General features: G+C 41.9%; 18 protein-coding genes, 1 tRNA gene and 1 other RNA gene. 2 read left to right on the top strand and 18 right to left on the bottom strand.

Annotated features, from left to right (window positions below; translation table 11 throughout):
• Nucleotides 1–45: 45 nt before the first annotated feature.
• The 8 genes from NMM13_RS05055 to dnaG form a co-directional block, all read right to left on the bottom strand.
• Entirely contained in the window at nucleotides 46–3147 is a 3102-nt protein-coding gene (locus NMM13_RS05055) for a DNA polymerase III subunit alpha (protein ID WP_368077073.1), read from the bottom strand.
• A gap of 95 nt (nucleotides 3148–3242) precedes the next feature.
• A tRNA-Ser gene (locus NMM13_RS05050) sits at nucleotides 3243–3330 on the bottom strand.
• 8 nt (nucleotides 3331–3338) lie between these two features.
• Nucleotides 3339–3687, bottom strand: a transfer-messenger RNA (tmRNA) gene (gene ssrA, locus NMM13_RS05045).
• Nucleotides 3688–3790: 103 nt separating this feature from the next.
• Complete coding sequence (locus tag NMM13_RS05040; RefSeq protein ID WP_070673853.1) at nucleotides 3791–4585, bottom strand: hypothetical protein; 795 nt, start codon at nucleotides 4583–4585, stop codon at nucleotides 3791–3793.
• A gap of 9 nt (nucleotides 4586–4594) precedes the next feature.
• Nucleotides 4595–5302 carry an ABC transporter ATP-binding protein gene (locus NMM13_RS05035; protein ID WP_223141196.1) on the bottom strand — a complete coding sequence of 236 codons (708 nt, stop codon included), beginning with the start codon at nucleotides 5300–5302 and terminating at the stop codon, nucleotides 4595–4597.
• A gap of 172 nt (nucleotides 5303–5474) precedes the next feature.
• Nucleotides 5475–5804 carry a metal-sulfur cluster assembly factor gene (locus NMM13_RS05030; RefSeq protein WP_004220168.1) on the bottom strand — a complete coding sequence of 110 codons (330 nt, stop codon included), beginning with the start codon at nucleotides 5802–5804 and terminating at the stop codon, nucleotides 5475–5477.
• 75 nt (nucleotides 5805–5879) lie between these two features.
• Nucleotides 5880–6989, bottom strand: coding sequence for an RNA polymerase sigma factor RpoD (rpoD, locus tag NMM13_RS05025; protein WP_021152924.1), 1110 nt, complete (start codon nucleotides 6987–6989; stop codon nucleotides 5880–5882).
• Nucleotides 6990–6991: 2 nt separating this feature from the next.
• Nucleotides 6992–8770, bottom strand: coding sequence for a DNA primase (dnaG, locus tag NMM13_RS05020; protein ID WP_254727793.1), 1779 nt, complete (start codon nucleotides 8768–8770; stop codon nucleotides 6992–6994).
• A gap of 216 nt (nucleotides 8771–8986) precedes the next feature.
• On the opposite strand from dnaG, the gene mscL reads away from it, so the two are divergent.
• Nucleotides 8987–9367 carry a large conductance mechanosensitive channel protein MscL gene (mscL, locus tag NMM13_RS05015; protein ID WP_070589400.1) on the top strand — a complete coding sequence of 127 codons (381 nt, stop codon included), beginning with the start codon at nucleotides 8987–8989 and terminating at the stop codon, nucleotides 9365–9367.
• A 99-nt stretch (nucleotides 9368–9466) separates the two neighbouring features.
• Here the strand turns inward: mscL and rpsU are convergent, their stop codons facing one another.
• A complete protein-coding gene (gene rpsU, locus NMM13_RS05010; protein WP_000048054.1) occupies nucleotides 9467–9643 on the bottom strand; it encodes a 30S ribosomal protein S21 in 177 nt (58 codons plus the stop codon).
• 174 nt (nucleotides 9644–9817) lie between these two features.
• On the opposite strand from rpsU, the gene NMM13_RS05005 reads away from it, so the two are divergent.
• On the top strand, nucleotides 9818–10786 hold the full coding sequence (locus tag NMM13_RS05005; RefSeq protein ID WP_254727795.1) for an NAD(P)/FAD-dependent oxidoreductase: 969 nt from the start codon (nucleotides 9818–9820) through the stop codon (nucleotides 10784–10786).
• 246 nt (nucleotides 10787–11032) lie between these two features.
• Here NMM13_RS05005 and whiA read toward each other — a convergent pair whose 3' ends face one another.
• The 9 genes from whiA to glmM all read right to left on the bottom strand — a co-directional run bounded on the left by whiA (nucleotide 11033) and on the right by glmM (nucleotide 18896).
• Nucleotides 11033–11950, bottom strand: a complete 918-nt coding sequence (gene whiA, locus NMM13_RS05000) for a DNA-binding protein WhiA (protein ID WP_003006525.1) — start codon at nucleotides 11948–11950, stop codon at nucleotides 11033–11035.
• Nucleotides 11947–12924 (bottom strand): YvcK family protein, encoded by a 978-nt coding sequence (locus tag NMM13_RS04995; protein WP_254727797.1) that lies wholly within the window; start codon nucleotides 12922–12924, stop codon nucleotides 11947–11949. Before NMM13_RS04995 ends, whiA begins: the two co-directional genes overlap by 4 nt.
• Nucleotides 12921–13811, bottom strand: coding sequence for an RNase adapter RapZ (gene rapZ, locus NMM13_RS04990; RefSeq protein ID WP_155167838.1), 891 nt, complete (start codon nucleotides 13809–13811; stop codon nucleotides 12921–12923). The genes NMM13_RS04995 and rapZ overlap by 4 nt, the downstream gene beginning before the upstream one ends.
• Before the next feature lie 76 nt (nucleotides 13812–13887).
• On the bottom strand, nucleotides 13888–14271 hold the full coding sequence (locus NMM13_RS04985; protein WP_003006514.1) for a RidA family protein: 384 nt from the start codon (nucleotides 14269–14271) through the stop codon (nucleotides 13888–13890).
• An 18-nt stretch (nucleotides 14272–14289) separates the two neighbouring features.
• Nucleotides 14290–14454, bottom strand: a complete 165-nt coding sequence (locus tag NMM13_RS04980; protein ID WP_003006512.1) for a hypothetical protein — start codon at nucleotides 14452–14454, stop codon at nucleotides 14290–14292.
• A 51-nt stretch (nucleotides 14455–14505) separates the two neighbouring features.
• A complete protein-coding gene (obgE, locus tag NMM13_RS04975) occupies nucleotides 14506–15819 on the bottom strand; it encodes a GTPase ObgE (RefSeq protein ID WP_013903339.1) in 1314 nt (437 codons plus the stop codon).
• A gap of 33 nt (nucleotides 15820–15852) precedes the next feature.
• Nucleotides 15853–15984 carry a DUF4044 domain-containing protein gene (locus NMM13_RS04970; protein WP_003011566.1) on the bottom strand — a complete coding sequence of 44 codons (132 nt, stop codon included), beginning with the start codon at nucleotides 15982–15984 and terminating at the stop codon, nucleotides 15853–15855.
• Nucleotides 15985–16101: 117 nt separating this feature from the next.
• Nucleotides 16102–17499, bottom strand: coding sequence for an Ig-like domain-containing protein (locus tag NMM13_RS04965; protein WP_254727799.1), 1398 nt, complete (start codon nucleotides 17497–17499; stop codon nucleotides 16102–16104).
• A gap of 47 nt (nucleotides 17500–17546) precedes the next feature.
• Nucleotides 17547–18896: a phosphoglucosamine mutase gene (glmM, locus tag NMM13_RS04960; RefSeq protein ID WP_023917722.1), complete on the bottom strand. Its 1350-nt coding sequence runs from the start codon at nucleotides 18894–18896 to the stop codon at nucleotides 17547–17549.
• Between the last annotated feature and the right edge of the window lie 11 nt (nucleotides 18897–18907).

Below are 18907 nucleotides of genomic sequence, written 5' to 3'. Positions count from 1 at the left end.
ATTATAACACAAAGAAGACTAAAATTCTCGTATTTTTCGCAGTTTTTACCGATAAATCGTTTTCATAACGAGATTCTTTAGTTCATCTTCCAATTCTTTGTTTTTCTGGACTGTATAGCCCCTCAATTGAAGAGTTTTTTTCTCGTCTTCATAGCGTAATATCACAGGATATGGGCCCGGATATTTTTTCAAGATAGAAAGAATCGTTTTATCCTGACGATGATCGAGCAACTGGATCCAGAACTTTTCATTGGTCGCTAGTTGCGCCTCTGCTAGAATCATCTGCAAGCGCCCATCACGCTCTTGTATCTTCCCTGTCAAGTAATAAAAGCCACCTTCTTTTATCAAGGAGGAAAATCGATTGTAGGTTTCAGGGAAAAGTGTCACATCCAATTTTTTCTTGGTATCACTGACTTGTAAGAAAGCCATGAGATCACCTGACTTGGTTCGAATGGTTCGAATGCTTTGTACCTCAATGAGAATGCGTGCCTGCTCTCCTTGTATGAGTTGAGAAATTGGTTGGATCTCATAGGGACTCGTTTGCCCAATCGCAACCAATGGGTGAGTACTGAGCCCGACACCAATAATGGCCTCTTCCTTCTCATATTTTTCAGCCTGGCTAAAGTCTTCTGCTTCTGTCCAGGAATAGTTAGAATCTGCAAATAAACTACCTAGCTCATCGGCAAAGACAAACAAATTCGGCAAATTGTGAAGCACCTTGCGCCTATTTTTTTCAAAAATATCAAACAATCCAAGCTCCACTAAAGGTGTTAACAAAGGCAATTTATGATACTGATTGGGGAGTCGTAAAATAAAATCTTCGACACTTTCAAAGGGACGATTGTCAATGATCCAATACGCTAAATCTCTCGGGAGTCCCTTGATATTTTTCATTCCCAAGTAGATTTTTCGATCCTGGAACTTATCTCTGTAAGGGATGGTGTTGATGGATAATGGCGCGACTTTAAAATCAAACTGGAGAGCATCTGTCAGATAATCGCTGCTCGAATAATTGAGCATAACATCAAAGAAAACATCTGGATAATGGACCTTGAAATAGGCCATCTGAAAGGCCAAGGCAGAATAGGCATAGGCATGGGAACGGTTAAACCCATAGCCTGCGAATTTTTCCATGATTGCAAAGACCTCTTTAGCTTTTTCTTCCGTATGCCCAAGTTTAAGAGCACCTGCGACAAAATCGTCTTCCATCTGATGCATTTCAGCTGCATTTTTTTTGCCCATAGCCCGACGTAAAATATCGGCTTTCCCTAGACTAAAGCCTGCAAAACGCTGGGCAACCTGCATGACCTGCTCTTGGTAGAGCATGATCCCATAAGTGGGCCTTAAGATTTCTTCAATAGCTGGATCTAAAATCTCAACTTTTTCTTGGCCGTGCTTTCTTTTGACGAAATTGTCAATGTAATCACTAGCTCCTGGACGATTGAGAGAGGTGGTCGCTACCACTTCTTCGAAATGATTGGGTCTCACTCGTCTCAAGAGGCGAATGGCTCCAGCCTGTTCAAATTGGAAAATCCCCTTGGTATCCCCTGCAGCAAACAAGGCCAAGGTTTCTGGATCTTCTAAATCAATGGCTTCAATCACGATCTCTTCTTGGTACTTTTCATAGACGGCTTCCTTCATTTTCTGAACAAAGGTTAAATTTCGCAGACCCAAAAAGTCCATCTTCAACAGACCATTGGCTTCAACCGCATGGGCATCATACTGGGTGACAAACATGTCTTCTCCATACTTGAGAGGAATGTGATCCGTCAAATCCTGGTCACTCATCACAACCCCAGCCGCATGGATAGAGGTCTGTCTTGGTTGGCCTTCAATTCTTTTAGCAATTTCAAAGCCACGCTCAAATTCTGCTCGGCTATGAATCACTTGTCGAAAAGCTAGATTCTGTTCATAAGCAGTCGTCAGTGTATCCCTAAAACCAATCCGCTTGGTAATAGAGGTCAATTCGTACTCTGGTACCCCAAAACGTTTGAAGACATCTCGAATGGCTTGTTTGGCCCCAAAGGTTGAAAAGGTCACGATCTGAGCCGCATGGTAACTCCCATAACGGTCTCTCACATAACGGATAAATTCTGGACGATAGATATCAGGAATATCAATATCAATATCCGGCATGGTATAGCGCTCCACATTTAAAAAGCGCTCAAACAGAAGGTTCTTCTCCACTGGATCAATCCCTGTAATCTCCAGGGTATAAGCTACCAGTGAGCCTACAGCAGACCCACGCCCCATTCCCATATAATATCCCTGACTTCGTCCGAAACGAAGAAGATCCCAGACAATCAAGAAATAATCATCAAAGCCCATTTGGTGAATTATGTCTAATTCATGCTCCAAACGTTCTTGATAGACCGGACTAGTCAAGTTCTTTCGAAGAAGACCGGCTTGGGCTAATTCTCTCAATTCCTCAACAGCTGGTTTCTGAGGATTGAAGCGAGGCAATTTCAACTGAGTATCAATGTCGTATTGAATCCCTTGGACAAGTTTTTCAAGATTTGTGATGGCTTGAGGAAATCGCTCAGCAAAATCATTCTGTAACTCCTGAGGAGTTTTTAGGACAGTTCTAGGATCAATTTGTCCTGTTTCTGTCAAGCTTTGATTGTCCTTGATGGCCGCGAGCATCTGCATGGCTTCCATATCTTCCGCCTCAAAAAAACGCACAGTATGAAGAGGAAGCACAGGGTGGCTAAACTCTTGGTCCGGCGTATCGGCAAAAACTCCGATGAAGTAATCTAGACCAAGCGGTATGTCTTCACTAGCAAAAGGCGCTGGGACAATGACCGCTACTCCTTCTGTAAGGTGCTTTACATCCTCCCAATTGCTCTTCCCCATCATTTTGACGGTCGACATCTTCATCAGATTCTGGTAGCCTTTCGTTGACAGGGCGATCATCCGAAACGGAATTGTTTCATTGTCTACTTTTAGTCCAATTTCTAAACCGACCAAGGGGCTGAGGTTGTGGGCCTGACAGGCTTCGATAAATTCATAAGCACCATACAAATTATCTACATCCATGATTCCCAATGCGCCATACCCCATGCTTTTAGCCACTTGGACATAGTCTTTTATGGTCACAAGACTTTCCATAAAGGTATAGACTGATTTGGTATCTAGCTGTGTAATCACTTTTTCTCCTTTCTGCATTGTCTATTTTGGTGCCTCCTTTGGTCACTCCTTTTTGTACAAAAAAACACCACTGCTACACAATGATGTCTCAACAACGGAAGACATGGGATTCGAACCCACGCACGCTATTACACGCCTACCGCGTTTCCAACACGGCCTCTTAAGCCTCTTGAGTAATCTTCCAAAACTATATATGGAGCCGGTGGGAGTCGAACCCACGTCCAAACACCTGCCAGCATATTTGTCTACAACCATAGGTTATGTCTTCTTTTAACAGCTACATGACACATAACTCAAGTCCTGTACCTGCGAGTCTATCAATCTCTTATCTAACTTCTAGACAAAGTTAGATCGTATCTCGCTAAAATTAAGACCTGTCATCAAACACGAGCGATTCGAATCGGGTCACGCCTGCTGGTGTTTAGGCAGCTAAAGCGTAAGAATTATTATTTTTTGCAGTTATATTTAACTGGCGTTTTACATCCGCTAGATGAGTTGCAAAATATACCTCATAATGCCTGTCGAATCCGTAACGACCCCAAAACGAATACAATTAGTATATCAAAATGTAGCTAAAAATGCAAAAGAAAAAAATTGAACAAGAAGGCTTCCACTGGGAAGCTCCTTGCTCAATTTGCTGTTATTATTGAAGATTCAACTTGTACTTGCTGATGTAGTGAATGGTGAAGTACATAGAAACAATCTTAATAACTTCATAAATGAGACCTGGGATGAAGTTTGGTCCAAAATCATCAATATTTCCATAAACCAATGCATATCCGACAGCATATGAATCTTTTAATGGATTGACTGCTGTACCTATGATACTTAACACAATACACAAGAGAAAGAAAAACAGAATAGCCTTCAATCCACGACGATTTTGGAACAGTTGGCCAAGTGCGATTGATACATAAAATAGTAAGATTCCTGAAGCTGTGGTAAAAATCCACCAGATGATAATCCAATAAGCAATAGAATGACTAAAAGCCTCAGCGATAATACTAAATACAGGAGAGAGGTCTTGTCCAATGACAGCGCCCATCACAATAATTGTGATAAAACCACTAAAAAATAGAAGGAATAGGCAGTAAAGACTCGCTACTAAAGCTCCCACAAATTTAGACAAAATGATCGCATGAGGGCTAGCTGGAAGGGTCCAGGTCAAGTAACCTTCACGTCCGTATAAGTTGGAATAGAAACGACGAATAATAATATAGTAGTTACTAAGATAAAGACCAATGACTCCTCCAAAAATGAGAATCCCAAGAGTCCCAGTTATGATTTGCATACTATTGGTTTCCATATCCACAAAACCGTTTGTAGCACTTCCACCAATAACACCTGTAATCACTGACAAACCTAGTGCGATCAGGGTGATCAATAAATACCACTTAGCTGTCGATTTAAATTCATATTTTAATAATTTACCAAACATGGGGTCCTCCTAATAAACACGGAATTGATCACGGAAGATCTCATCGATTGATTTTCCGTGTTGATTGCGCAAAACAGTCGTATTTTCATGCAAGAGGATTCTTCCTTGGTTGATGAAAATCGCTTCATCCAAAACTTGCTCAATATCCGCAATCAAGTGAGTAGAAATCAAGACAGAAGAGTTTGGACGTCTGTTTTGAATAATGGTCCGCAAAATATAATCACGCGCTGCTGGGTCGACCCCACCGATTGGTTCATCAAGGACATACAAGTCAGCTTCACGACTCATCACCAAAATCAATTGTACTTTTTCCTTGTTCCCTTTTGAAAGGCTATTCAATTTTTGATTTGGATGCAAATGCAAATCGTTGAGCAATTGGTAAGCTCGTTGGACATTAAAATCTGCATAAAAATCTTGGAAATAGCTAATAGCATCACTAATTTTTATATTTTCACTCAGATAAGTCGTATCCGGCAAATAGGAAACAACTTTTTTAGAAGCTGGGGATGGTAATTGCCCATGAATATAGATATTTCCAAGGCTTGGTTGCAACAAACCATTAATCAATTTAATGATGGTTGTTTTCCCGCTACCATTAGGCCCCAAAAGGCCAATAATACGGCCAGGTTGGATGTTCAAACTAACATCCATGAGAGCAACTTCATGCCCATAATTCTTTGTCACATGGTCCAAGTAGACCAAAGGATACTGATTCATGTAAATCTCCTTTATTTTCTATTTATGCTATTATACCTTGTCCTCTTGATGATTGCAACTTTATCTGAAAATTTGCTAAGAATTTGAAAATGGTTGTTCAAAAATACAGATGTAAACAAATCAGAGGTTAGGGAAGCCCCCAACCTCTGATTTGTTTTGATGAATAGAATGTTTAACTAATTCCAAGTGCAATCCGTGCATAGCGGCTCATTTTTTCAACCGTCCAAGCAGGATACCAGACCAACTTCACATCCACCGATGTCACTTCTTCTACTTCTGCTAAAACATCATGAATCTGATCTGTCAGAAGATCCGCTAATGGACATCCCATGGTCGTTAGCGTCATATCAATAATGGTCGCTCCAGTTTCACCATCAAAATGGATCTCGTAAACAAGACCTAAATTAACAATGTCAATCCCAAGCTCAGGATCGATTACCTCTTCCAAAGCATTTAAGATTTTATTTTTAATTTCTTCAATTTGCTCAGTTGTATATGCCATATGACACTTCCTTTTTTGTTATGTTACTCTCGATAGAATTTCTTGGCTCGGGTTAAAAAGATCCACAGGATCTTTTTAATCCTCAATAAAATCACGCAATGGTTTGCTTCTGCTTGGGTGGCGGAGTTTGCGGAGGGCTTTGGCTTCGATCTGACGGATCCGTTCACGGGTCACGTTGAAGACTTTACCCACATCTTCCAAGGTCCGCATTTTTCCATCATCCAAACCGAAACGTAAACGAAGGACGTTTTCTTCACGGTCTGTCAGGGTATCGAGGACTTCATCTAATTGTTCACGTAGAACCACACGAGTGGTGTAGTCTACTGGATTTTCAATCACTTCATCTTCGATGAAATCTCCCAAATGGCTATCGTCTTCTTCCCCGATTGGCGTTTCCAAAGAAACAGGCTCTTGGGCAATCTTCAAGATTTCGCGCACCTTATCAGGCGTCATATCCATGCGTTCAGCGATTTGTTCAGGCGTTGGGTCTTGTCCCAATTCTTGCAAGAGATTGCGTTGTTCACGAACCAACTTGTTAATGGTTTCCACCATGTGAACAGGGATCCGAATGGTCCGTGCTTGGTCTGCAATGGCACGAGTGATAGCCTGACGAATCCACCAAGTAGCATAGGTAGAGAACTTGAACCCTTTGGTATAGTCAAACTTATCAACGGCCTTCATCAAGCCCATATTTCCTTCTTGGATCAAATCCAAAAATTGCATTCCACGACCAACGTAACGTTTCGCAATGGATACAACCAAACGAAGGTTGGCTTCTGCAAGACGTTGCTTGGCTTCCAAGTCACCTTGTTCCACTAAGATAGCCAATTCTTGTTCTTCTTCATTGGTCAAAAGAGGAACAACCCCAATTTCTTTCAAGTACATCCGTACTGGGTCGTTGACCTTGGCAGAGTTGCTTCCAAGCAATTCCTCATCTGACAATTCTGGCTCTTCTTCATTGTTCAACACACGCGCACTTGGGTTACCATCTTTATCCGTGATCGAAATTCCTGCATCTTGAATACGTTGCAAAAGATCTTCAATCCCATCTGCATCTAGTGTGAATGGAATAACCAACTTGTCATTAATTTCATCATCTGTTGCAGTTCCACTTTTCTTGTGGCTGCGAATAAACTCTGCAATTTGAACGTCCAATGTTGTAATATCTTTTTGTTCTTTAGCCATTCCTACTCCATTCTTCTTTTTTGAGCGATCAAACGCTCGAGTTCCAATAAAGCTTTTTCCGCATCCCCTGTCGAGGAAGCTTCCTTCACTTTATTTCCAATTTGTTGACTTTCTTTGCGAAGAAGCTCACGATTTCGCGTCTCTTCCACTTCTTCTAATTCACCATCCGCTATCTCTTCTGGCAAATCTTCTTCTAACATCCGGTACCAGGCGTGCTGGATCCCTTCAGGTTGCTCGGACAAATCCTGAGATGTGACTTCTCCATTTTGACAGAGTAATTGGTACAAGATCTGTAACTCCGGTGTGTCAAAGACAAAATCAGGTCGCAAACGGTAATCATTGAGCACCATTGGAAAATCTTTCATCCTACTTAATAAATGATTTTCCGCCTTGATCAAGCGCGTCATCCCACGATTAGGCAGGAGATCGACTGAAAAATTCGACGTTCTTGATCGTCCACCACTTTGATCCTCCTGCCGTTGATGCAAGCGACTATTATTGACAATCTGCTCAATCTGCAAATAATCAAAGTCTGGCAATAAATCTGCCAACTTATAAATATAGGTGTTTTGCGCTGTGATGGAGCGCGTCTGGGCGATCATCGGTGCCAGCTTCTCGACAAACTCAATCTGTGCCTGCAAGTTCTCAATATACTGGGGTTTCCAGTAGTGCATCAAGAATTCAACCTTACTGATCCGCGAATTCTTCAAGAGGGAAGCTAGATCTTCTGGGGAGGTCTTTTTGAGGTACTCATCGGGATCCATCTGATCAGGGATACGGACGATCTCCAACTCCAGATCCTGCAAGACATCCAAGGCCTTAGCGGTTGCTTCAAGTCCCGCCTTATCCCCATCATAGGTCAGAATGACCTTTTTGGTAAAATGAGACAGGTGCTGGACGTGCTCTGGTGTCAAGGCTGTCCCCATAGAGGCGACTGCATTTTCAATCCCAGCTCGATAAGCCGCAATGACATCCATAAAGCCTTCCATGATATACATTTCATGTTGCTTTTTGGCGCTCGTCTTCGCTTGATCCAAATGATAAAGTTCATAACTCTTATTAAATAGACGGGTACTTCGACTATTCTTGTACTTGGCTTGATGACTGCCATCATCCGTTAGTTGCCACAGCCTACCAGAAAAAGCAATGACACGTCCACTATCATCCGTCAAAGGAAACATAATCCGATCCTGAAAGGCATCAAAAACTGTTCCAGTATCTGAGATTGTGAATAACCCCGAATCGGTAATCACTTTCTCAGAGAACTTCTCAGAGAGATTTCGATAGAGATAATTCCCTTCTGCTGGGGCTAAGCCCAATTGAAAATGTCGGATGACCTCATCCGTCAGTCCACGTTCATGCAGATAATTTCGCGCTTCTTCTCCCATCTTTGTCGTCATCAGAATCGCCTGGTAGAACTTACTGGCTTCCTGATGAATCTCATAAAGTTCTTGGTTGGGATTGATAGACGTTGGTTGAGCCGGCCTTGCTTGGTACTGAAGCGCAATACCCGCTTTTTCTGCTACGATCTGAACCGCATCCATAAAAGCGACTCCACGGTAGTCCTCAATAAACTTAAAGACATCTCCAGAGCGACCACATCCGAAACAATGGTAAAACTGCTTGTCTTCAACGACATTAAAGGAGGGAGTCTTTTCACCATGAAAAGGACAGAGGCCTAAAAAGTTACGGCCAGCCTTGGTCAAAGAAACAACTTCTCCAATGACTTCAACAATGTTTACACTGTTTTTAATTTCTGCAATCAGCTCTTTATCAACCATAAACAGTGCCTCCATTTTACCATAGATTATCACTTTATATTTTATACTAAAAGTTAGTAAAAGTAAATTTTTTCCTACCGATTTCACACTCAAAAGAAAAGATTTTCACCCTTTATCACTAATTTTTAAAAAAATTGTGCATATTTCTTGTCAGTCTAACTATTTTCCGTTATACTATCATAGTAAAAAATTATTATGAAAGGACATATTTAGGATATGTTAAAAGATTTGAAAGATTTTCTCCTTCGTGGGAATATTGTTGACCTTGCTGTTGCAGTCGTTATCGGAGCTGCATTTGGAGCTATCGTAACATCATTTGTTAACGATATCATTACTCCACTTATTTTGAACCCAGCTTTGAAAGCTGCTCGTGTTCAAAATATTGCACAATTGTCATGGAACGGTGTTGCTTACGGTAGCTTCTTGAGCGCTGTGATCAACTTCCTTGTTGTTGGTACTGTTCTTTTCTTCGTAGTGAAAGCTGCAGAGAAAGCTCAAAACCTTGGTAAAAAAGAGGAAGCTGCTGAAGAAGAAGCTGCTGCTCCTACTCAAGAAGAGTTGCTTACTGAAATCCGCGACTTGCTTGCAAACAAATAAAGAGATAAAAAATCCGATCTTCTAGAAGAAGGTCGGATTTTTTTGTCTTCAATTTTCTAGAAAAACAAAAAACAGACCGAAGTCTGTTTCTGTATTCAATTAGAATTTTTTACGTTTACGAGCTGCTTCTGATTTACGTTTACGTTTTACAGAAGGTTTTTCATAGAATTCACGTTTGCGTGTTTCTTGAAGAGTACCAGCTTTAGTAACCGCACGTTTGAAACGACGAAGAGCATCGTCAAGAGATTCATTCTTACGTACTACTGTTTTTGACATGTTTTTCACTCCCTTCAAGCCTAAAATCTTAATTATTTTATCACACTTGAAAGATCCTGTCAATATCTTTTGAAACTTTTCTACTATCCCCATTCATTTTTTGCGCTTTCCAACTTTTTCATTCCTTGCATTTTATGTTACAATGGAAACAAAGAAAACCATGAAGGAGACACCATGTCAGAAATTTATGATATTACCATTGTTGGGGGCGGACCAGTTGGTCTGTTTGCTGCTTTTTATGGCAATATGCGCCAAGTAAAAGTCAAACTGATTGATTCCTTACCTCAACTGGGAGGGCAACCAGCTATTCTCTATCCAGAAAAGAGTATCCTCGATGTACCTGGCTTTACCAATTTGACTGGTGAAGAATTGAGCAACCGCTTGATCGAGCAAGTCAAACGGTTTGATACACCGATCTTTCTCAATGAAACTGTAGAGGATATTCGAAAAGAAGGTGACCTCTTCACCATCACTACTTCTCGCCAAGTGCATCAGTCTAAAGCCGTCATCATTGCCATGGGCGGTGGTGCCTTTAAGCCACGTGCCCTTGACATTGAGGGAGCTGAAGACTTTGATAACGTCCACTATCATGTTTCGAACATCCAACAATATGAAGGACAGCAGGTGACCGTCCTTGGTGGTGGAGACTCTGCTGTAGACTGGGCTCTTGCTTTTGACAAGATTGCTCCAACTACGATCATTCATCGTCGGGATAACTTCCGTGCCTTGGAACATAGCGTAGAAGAACTCAAACAATCTTCTGTCAGCATCAAAACACCATTTGTTCCTAGCCGCTTGATTGGCGAAAATGGTCATGCCACTCATCTTGAAATCACAAAAGTTAAAGCCGATGAAGCCGAACTCATCCCGATTGATCACTTATTTGTCAACTATGGCTTTAAATCTTCAATCGGAAACTTGAAAGAATGGGGTGTAGAATTGCAACGCCATAAAATCAAGGTGAATCAGAAACAAGAAACCAGCCTTCCTGGAATTTATGCTTGTGGAGACTGCTGCTTCTATGAAGGAAAGATCGATCTCATTGCTACAGGTCTGGGAGAAGCCCCAACAGCTGTAAACAATGCCATCAACTACATCTATCCAGATAAGAAAGTCCAACCAACACACTCAACCAGTTTATAATAAGTTAATTGATTCTGCAAAGGAATAAAAATGAGTTCCTATTTTTAGAATGAATCAAGAAAATACAAAAACTTTCCGTTGTGAGAAAAGTGCCTGAAACAATACGTTTCAGGCACTCGGAATTATTGAGACCTTAGGCTCAATAATTAGTCATGGAACTTCTACGAAGTTCGCTGACGTCCGTACTCACCTAAGGAAAGTTTTTAAAAAGACTTTATCCTCATTATGAAAGGCCTTTGGCCTTTTTTATTTGTCTAAATCGTCTGCGATTTTATTAATCTTACGCAAGCGGTGATTGACGCCGCTTTTTGAAATAGGTTGTTGCAAACTATCAGCGATCTGCTGGATGGAATAATCTGGATGGTTCATCCGAATATAGGCAACTTCTTGCAAGTCACTTGGTAAACTCCCTAGACCGACTGTATCCACAATTTTACTGATATTATTGATGGTTTTCATACTAGCTGTAACCGTGCGTTGGATATTGGCCATCTCGGCATTATTGGCGCGATTGAGGTCATTGCGCGTCTCTCTCATGACCTTGATGGACTCAAATTCCTGCATGGCTTGCATGGCCTCTACGACAATTAGAAAATCAATAATATCTTCCGCTCGTTGCAAATAGGTTACCACTCCTTTTTTACGCTCGATGGTTTTCGCATCTAGTAAAAATCCTTGCATGAGAAGGGCAATTCCTTCCGCGTGGTCTGTATAAACAGAATGAATTTCCAGCTGGTACTTCCCTTTTTCAGGATCTTTTATCGAACCACTCGACAGAAAAGCTCCTCGAAGATAAGCACGACTGGCTACTTCATCCTCTAAAACACTAGCATCAATGCCTGTCTCAATCCCAAAGAAGGCATCTGCCAAATGTAAGTCAGCTAAAATTTCTTCTACCTTTTCATCCAAGAATACTGTGTAGACACGATTCTTTTTCAAATTGGTTTTTTGGTGGTGACGAATATCCGACTTAGCTTCATAAAAATGATGCAATAATTCATAAATATGGCGAGCAATCTTGGCATTTTCTGTCGTTACCGAGAGCGTCAAGCCGCCCATTGAAATTCCGAGGCTTCCAGACATCTTGATAATGGCAGCCAACTCACTCTTTTCAAATCGCTTGAGAGATAATAATTCTTCTTTGACACGAACCGTAAAACTCATTTTCTCACCTGCACGATCTGCATCAGCTCGTCGACCACTTTTTCACCATCATGAAAAGCTCCCCCGTTGACCAGCTTTAAGAAATCGGAAGAAATCACTTGAGGCACTTGTGAGTGTAGCTCCTTAAAATCATGCTCTACCTGGACCAAGTATTCATCAAATTTATTGCTGTTCATATAAGCTGCGGGAACCTGATTGATATTGACAAGGACGGTGTCGATGAACTTTTCTCCCAAATGTTTGTGGAGCACGGCCACGTGGTCACTATCTGTGAAATGTTCGGTTTCTCCTCTTTGGGTCATGATATTGCAAACATAGGCTACTTGGGCTTTGGTTTCAAGGATGGCTTTCCCAATCTCATCGATCATCAAATTAGGAAGGATCGAGGTAAAGAGCGAACCAGGACCCAAGACGACCATATCACTTTCAAGAATCGCTTCCACCACTTTCTTACTAGCCTTTGGACGCTCTTGATCATAGGTATTGGTCACATAAACATGATCAATCATGCCGGTATAGTTGGCAATGTGGCTTTCTCCTACTATTTCTTTTCCATCTTGAAAGACAGCATGAAGGGTCAAGGGACTATCACTCGACGGATAGATCTTACCGGTTGTATGGAAAAATTTCGTCAACAACTGCATGGCATTATAGGTCGAGCCTTGCATCTCTGAAATCCCTGCAATAATTAAGTTTCCCAAAGGGTGCCCAGCCAAAGGACCATCATCGTCTGCAAAGCGGTATTGAAAGACTTTCTCATAAAAACGAGGCATATCTGACATGGCAACCAAGACATTTCGAAGATCCCCAGGTGGTGTCAATTTTTGGATGTTCTTCCGCAATTCACCTGAGCTACCGCCATCATCTGCAACAGTTACAATGGCAGTGATCTCGACCGGTTTCTTTCTTAGACTATCGAGAATAACAGAAATCCCTGTCCCTCCTCCAATAACGGTTACTTTAGGTTTTCTCATGAGCGATTCACCGTTTCTTTCCGTCTGTCCTTGTCTCTATGACTGCAATTGACCTGCCAATTTTTTTCTAAATCATGCGCTAAGCGCTCTGCAAAGGCTACTGAACGGTGTTGACCTCCAGTACAGCCCATGGCGATGGTGAGAACGGATTTACCTTCTCGTTTATAAGACGGTAAAATAGGAACGATTAAGTCATGGAGATGACGGTAAAAGTCCTCTGATTCAGGGTGATCCATGACATAATCATAGACAGCTGGATCTTGACCGGTTAAATTCCGAAGCTCCAATTTATAGTAGGGATTTGGAAGAAAACGCACGTCAAAGACGAGGTCAGCATCGATCGGAAGGCCGTATTTGAAACCAAATGACATGACCTCAACCCGAAAATCTGGCTGATTATCTTGACTGGCAAATTGCTCTGCAATCGTTTTTCTCAGATTACGGGGCGTCAACTCAGTCGTGTCCACCACATTTTGACTGATATTTTTTAAAGGAGACAAGAGCTCGCGCTCTAGGGTAATCCCATCTAAAACACGGCCATCTGCTGCTAGTGGGTGGCTACGACGTGTTTCCTTGTATCGTGCTACCAACTCACTGTCAGTAGCATCCAAGAATAAGACCTTAAAATCGAGGTCTTCTTGGTTGTCCAATTCATCCAAAATGGTGCGAATTTCATTGAAAAAAGAACGGCTCCGCATGTCCACAACAACGGCTAATTTATTGTTATCTGGGCTAAGGCGCATGAGCTCAATAAATTTCAGCAAGAGCGCCGGTGGCATATTATCGATGGTAAAGTAACCCAAATCCTCAAACGATTGGATAGCGACGGTCTTGCCAGCACCGCTCATCCCTGTTACCATGACTAGTTGAATCTTACTTTCTGTCATTTTCTCCTCCCAAAATAAAACAGAGTGGCCTACAGTTTCCTGCTTTCCACTCTGTCTTTTTGTCTTTGAATGGTTATTAGGCCTTGATTTCCGCAATAACTTCAATTTCAACCTTCACATCACGTGGCAGGCGTGCTACTTCAACAGCAGATCGAGCTGGAAACTCTGTGGTAAAGACTGTTTTATAGACCTCATTAAAAGGTACAAAGTCATTCATATCACTTAAGAAACAAGTGGTTTTCACCACGTGGTCGAAGTCTGTCCCAGCCTCTTCCAAAATAGCCCCAATATTTTTTAAGACTTGCTCTGTTTGTTCTTGGATGGTTTCGCCAATGATTTCTCCTGTTTCAGGTGACAAGGGAACTTGTCCGCTTGCAAAGAGAAGATTGCCTACGATTTTCCCTTGAACATAAGGTCCAATTGCTGCAGGTGCTTTATCTGTATGAATTGTTTTTGCCATAGTATTCTCCAAGTCTATTTACTTCTGCTGGTTTTCTTTTGCTAATTTTTCCCTTTGTAAGCGCAACTTGCGCTTAGGATTTAGCGTATTAAAGAGTTCTTCTAATTTTTCAGCATTCCAAACATCAGCTGCTGAAACAAAATTTCCATTTTCATCTCGAAAAGATATTGGTTTATCTCCCACTGAAAAAGCCTCATTTCTTATTTGGAATCCTTGACCCGCTCAGGATCACCCTTAATCTACAAACTCAAATTCAAATTTACCGATCCGGACGATATCGCCATCTTTTGCCCCACGTGCACGGAGAGCTTCATCAACACCCATTCCACGCAATTGACGAGCAAATTTCATGACTGCTTCATCCCGATCGAAATTCGTCATATTAAAGAGTTTTTCAAGTTTTTCACCAGATAAGACCCAAGCGGCATCGTCATCACGACTGATGTCAAAGGCTGGCTGGTCTTCATCAAAGCCATAGTAGACTTCTTCTTGGGCCATGTCGTCTTCTGAATACAAGAGGAATTCTGGTGTTTTGTCTAACAATTCTGCCGTTGCATCTAACAAATTGTCTAAACCTTGATGAGCCAAACTAGAGATCGGGAAGATCTGTGGCAGTTCATCAAACTCATCGTAATTGGCTGCCAATTTCTTCTTGAATTCTTTCAAATTTTCTTGGCTTTCCGGCATGTCCATCTTATTCGCCACGATAATCTGAGGACGTTCCATCAAGCGAAGATTATAGGTTTCAAGCTCTTTATTGATTTGAACATAATCTTCATAAGGGTCGCGACCTTCACTGGCTGACATATCGATGACGTGCAAGATAACACGGGTGCGCTCAATGTGACGAAGGAACTGGGTTCCTAATCCGACACCTTGGCTGGCCCCTTCAATCAATCCAGGAAGGTCTGCTACGGCAAAGGATTCCCCAGACGGAGTCCGAACCATTCCCAAATTTGGAACGATGGTTGTGAAATGATAAGCCCCAATTTTTGGTTTGGCTGAAGTGATGACACTGAGAAGGGTCGATTTCCCAACAGAAGGGAAACCAACCAAACCAACATCTGCCAAAACCTTGAGTTCTAATTCGAGTTCGCGTTCCTGACCAGGTTCCCCATTCTCAGAAATCTCTGGGGCTGGATTTTTAGGAGTGGCAAAACGAATGTTTCCACGTCCGCCACGGCCACCGTGGGCGACAATGTACTCTTGTCCATTTTCAACTAGGTCCGTAATGACCTTGCCAGTCTCGGCATCTCGGACGGTCGTTCCTTGAGGAACCCGAACATAGAGATCTTCTGCTCCCCGTCCGTGCATCCCTTTGGTCATTCCTTTTTCCCCATTTTGGGCTTTGAAATGCCGGTTATAACGGAAGTCCATCAGAGTGCGCAAGCCTTCGTCTACTACGAAGATGACATTGCCACCACGACCTCCATCACCACCCCAAGGTCCGCCATTAGGGACATATTTTTCACGGCGAAAGGCCACCATGCCATCGCCGCCATTTCCAGCCTTGACCTTAATCTTGGCTGTATCTAAAAACATACTCATAAATAGATGATTTCCTTTATTTCTGTGTGCGTCTTAGTAAGAAAGAGCACCAATTGCGGTTGCAAAGATTGCACCAACCGTTACAATCAACATAATCACAATGACCACCATCGTGATCATTTCAAATGGTGTTTTTTTACGTTTTCCGTTATCTCCAAAAGCCACTTCTAATACCTCGATTACTATAAATTCATTAGCCCTATTTTACCACGAAATAGGGGATTTTTCAAATCGAGCCTACACAAAAAGACCAGACAGAAGTCTGATCTTTCATTGATCATTTTAAGAATCTTTTCTTACACGTAAAATACCAACCGATAGAACTGCTAGAAAGACACTCATGATAAGAACCACCGGTGTCATCTTTTCACCTGTACTTGGAAGAACTTTTTTCTTACCAGGTTTTGGGGCTTCTTCTTTAACAGAAGATGAAGATGATTTCAATGAAGAACTTGATGTGGATGTTGAGTTCGATGTAGAACTGGAACTCGTTGAAGATGATGAACTTGATGAAGAACTAGAACTCGTTGAAGATGATGAGCTTGATGAAGAACTAGAACTCGTTGAAGATGATGAGCTTGATGAAGAACTAGAACTCGTTGAAGATGATGAGCTTGATGAAGAACTAGAACTCGTTGAGGAGGTTGAGCTAGGTGTCGGTGGTGTTTGTTCTTTCTCACCTAATCCCTCTCCAGATCCTGTTTCCAATCTCACCTCACGGGTCAAGGTACGAGGTGCTGGGAAATTGGTTGCCGTCCATGTTAACGTATTATGGACAATATCGCCTACTTTCGTTCCAGGTGCCACTTTCGTAGAATATTCAATATACATTGGCCAATTGTAGTTATCACCAAATTCAATTGTAAAACCAGTGGTCTTTCCATCTGCATTCTTATTGAAAACAGCTTTTTTAGTAAAGTTATCCAGAACTGGGAGACTTAATATCTGAGCTTCGTTCTTGATCCCACCTTCTACAGGAGCATAACGAACCGCACGTAAGCTACCTTCAACCAATGTTAAACCATCTCCGAATTGGTCTTTAATGACCATTCCACGAAGCATATCTTGGCGAGCATTTAAGAGAATCCGCCATTTGATAATGGTTGGATCAGACTTATCTTGGTAACCGTATTTCATCTCATAGTCTCCAGCTTCTCCAGCTGTTTTTTCATAATTAAATGAAAAATCTGTATTTCCTAGTTTAAACTGGATTGGAGAAGTTTTTGTAACTACTTCTGAGTCTACTTTTACATCAAAATGAAGAGCAACTCGTTTGTTGAGTGGATGAGATGCGAAATAATCATTAAAGGTAACGGTCACTGTTTTCTTAGCTGTATCAACGACAGCTTTCCCCACCGTCTGACCATTTGATTGACCTTCCTCAAGAACATTGAATTCCAGTGCTGTGTAGAGGGCTAATTCTTTTGGCAAACTAAGAGTTAAGGTATCACCAGCTTGAATAGTTTGCGAATCTGGAAAGGCTAAATAAATACTTGCTGACAATTTTTCATTTGTCAACACCTTGCTCCCATTTGTTAGCGTGTTACCGTCTTTCGTTAGACGTGCTGTCTGTGTATATGATGAGACTTCTGCAGCATGTATTGTTTTAGTCAAACCAGCTGTGAATAGAATCGTTAGCACTAAGGCAAGTGCCCATACAATTTGACGAACCTGTTTCATATATACCTCCTCTGCTCGCCTATTTGCGAGCCATGTTTTTTACAAGGTTAAAGTCCGATTTCTGCTTGAACAACTGCAGCAATGGTATCTACATAGTAGTCCACTTCTTCATGGGTTGGTGCTTCTGCCATCACTCGAAGGAGGGGTTCAGTTCCACTTGGACGTACCAAAATACGTCCATTTCCTGCCATCTCCGCTTCCATTTTTTCAATGATTTCACGAATAGCAGGTACTTCCATCGCCTTATCTTTCATGCTATTTTCAACCCGGATATTGACGAGTTTTTGTGGATAAATGGTTACTTCAGCAGCCAATTCAGATAATTTCTTGCCGGTTTCTTGCATGATTTTAGTCAATTGAACTCCTGTTAATTGACCATCACCAGTCGTGTTGTAATCCATGATGACTACGTGACCGGATTGTTCACCACCAAGGTTGTAACCAGACTTGCGCATCTCTTCGACCACATAACGATCTCCAACAGCTGTGATTTCTTTTTGAATTCCCTTCGCATCTAATGCCTTGTGGAAGCCGAGATTGGACATGACGGTTGTGACGATCGTATTTTTTTCGAGCAAGCCTTTGCTTGAAAGATAAGAACCGATGATGTACATGATCTTATCCCCGTCAACGATCTCTCCATTTTCATCCACTGCAATCAAGCGATCGCTGTCTCCGTCAAAGGCTAGACCAATCGCTGCGCCTACTTCTTTGACTTTCTCTTGCAAATGCTCTGGGTGAGTAGAACCAACCCCATCATTGATGTTCAAACCATCTGGGTTTTCACCGATGACGGTCAATTGAGCTCCCAGATCTGCAAAGATTTGACGGGCACTAGTAGAGGCTGCACCATTTGCTGTATCTAAGACTACGTGCATGCCCTCGAGTTGGACACCTGTCGATACAAGAAATTCTTGATACTTACGCAAGCCTTCTGGATATTCCATGACCGTTCCTAAACCTTGGGCACTTGGACGTGGAAGGGTATCTTCAGCAGCATCAAGCAAGGCTTCAATTTCAAGTTCGCGATCATCATCCAATTTGAAGCCATCACCACCAAAGAATTTGATGCCATTGTCCAAGGCTGGATTGTGGCTAGCAGAAATCATAACTCCGGCACTGGCTTTTTCCGTACGAACTAGATAAGCAACACCTGGCGTTGCAATCACACCCAACTTGTAGACGCGAATTCCAACAGATAAGAGGCCAGCAATTAAGGCATGCTCTAACATTTCACCAGAAATACGCGTATCACGTCCAACAAATACCAGAGGTGTTTCTTCTTCATGTTGGCTCAACACATAGCCACCGAAACGGCCTAGTTTAAAAGCCAATTCTGGCGTTAATTCTACATTTGCTTCTCCACGGACACCGTCCGTTCCAAAATATTTACCCATTCTTCATTACC

Source organism: Streptococcus sp. CF8_St5-11 (assembly GCF_024295625.1).
In the GTDB taxonomy this organism is placed as follows: domain Bacteria; phylum Bacillota; class Bacilli; order Lactobacillales; family Streptococcaceae; genus Streptococcus.
This window is presented reverse-complemented; position numbering and strand designations above follow the sequence as displayed.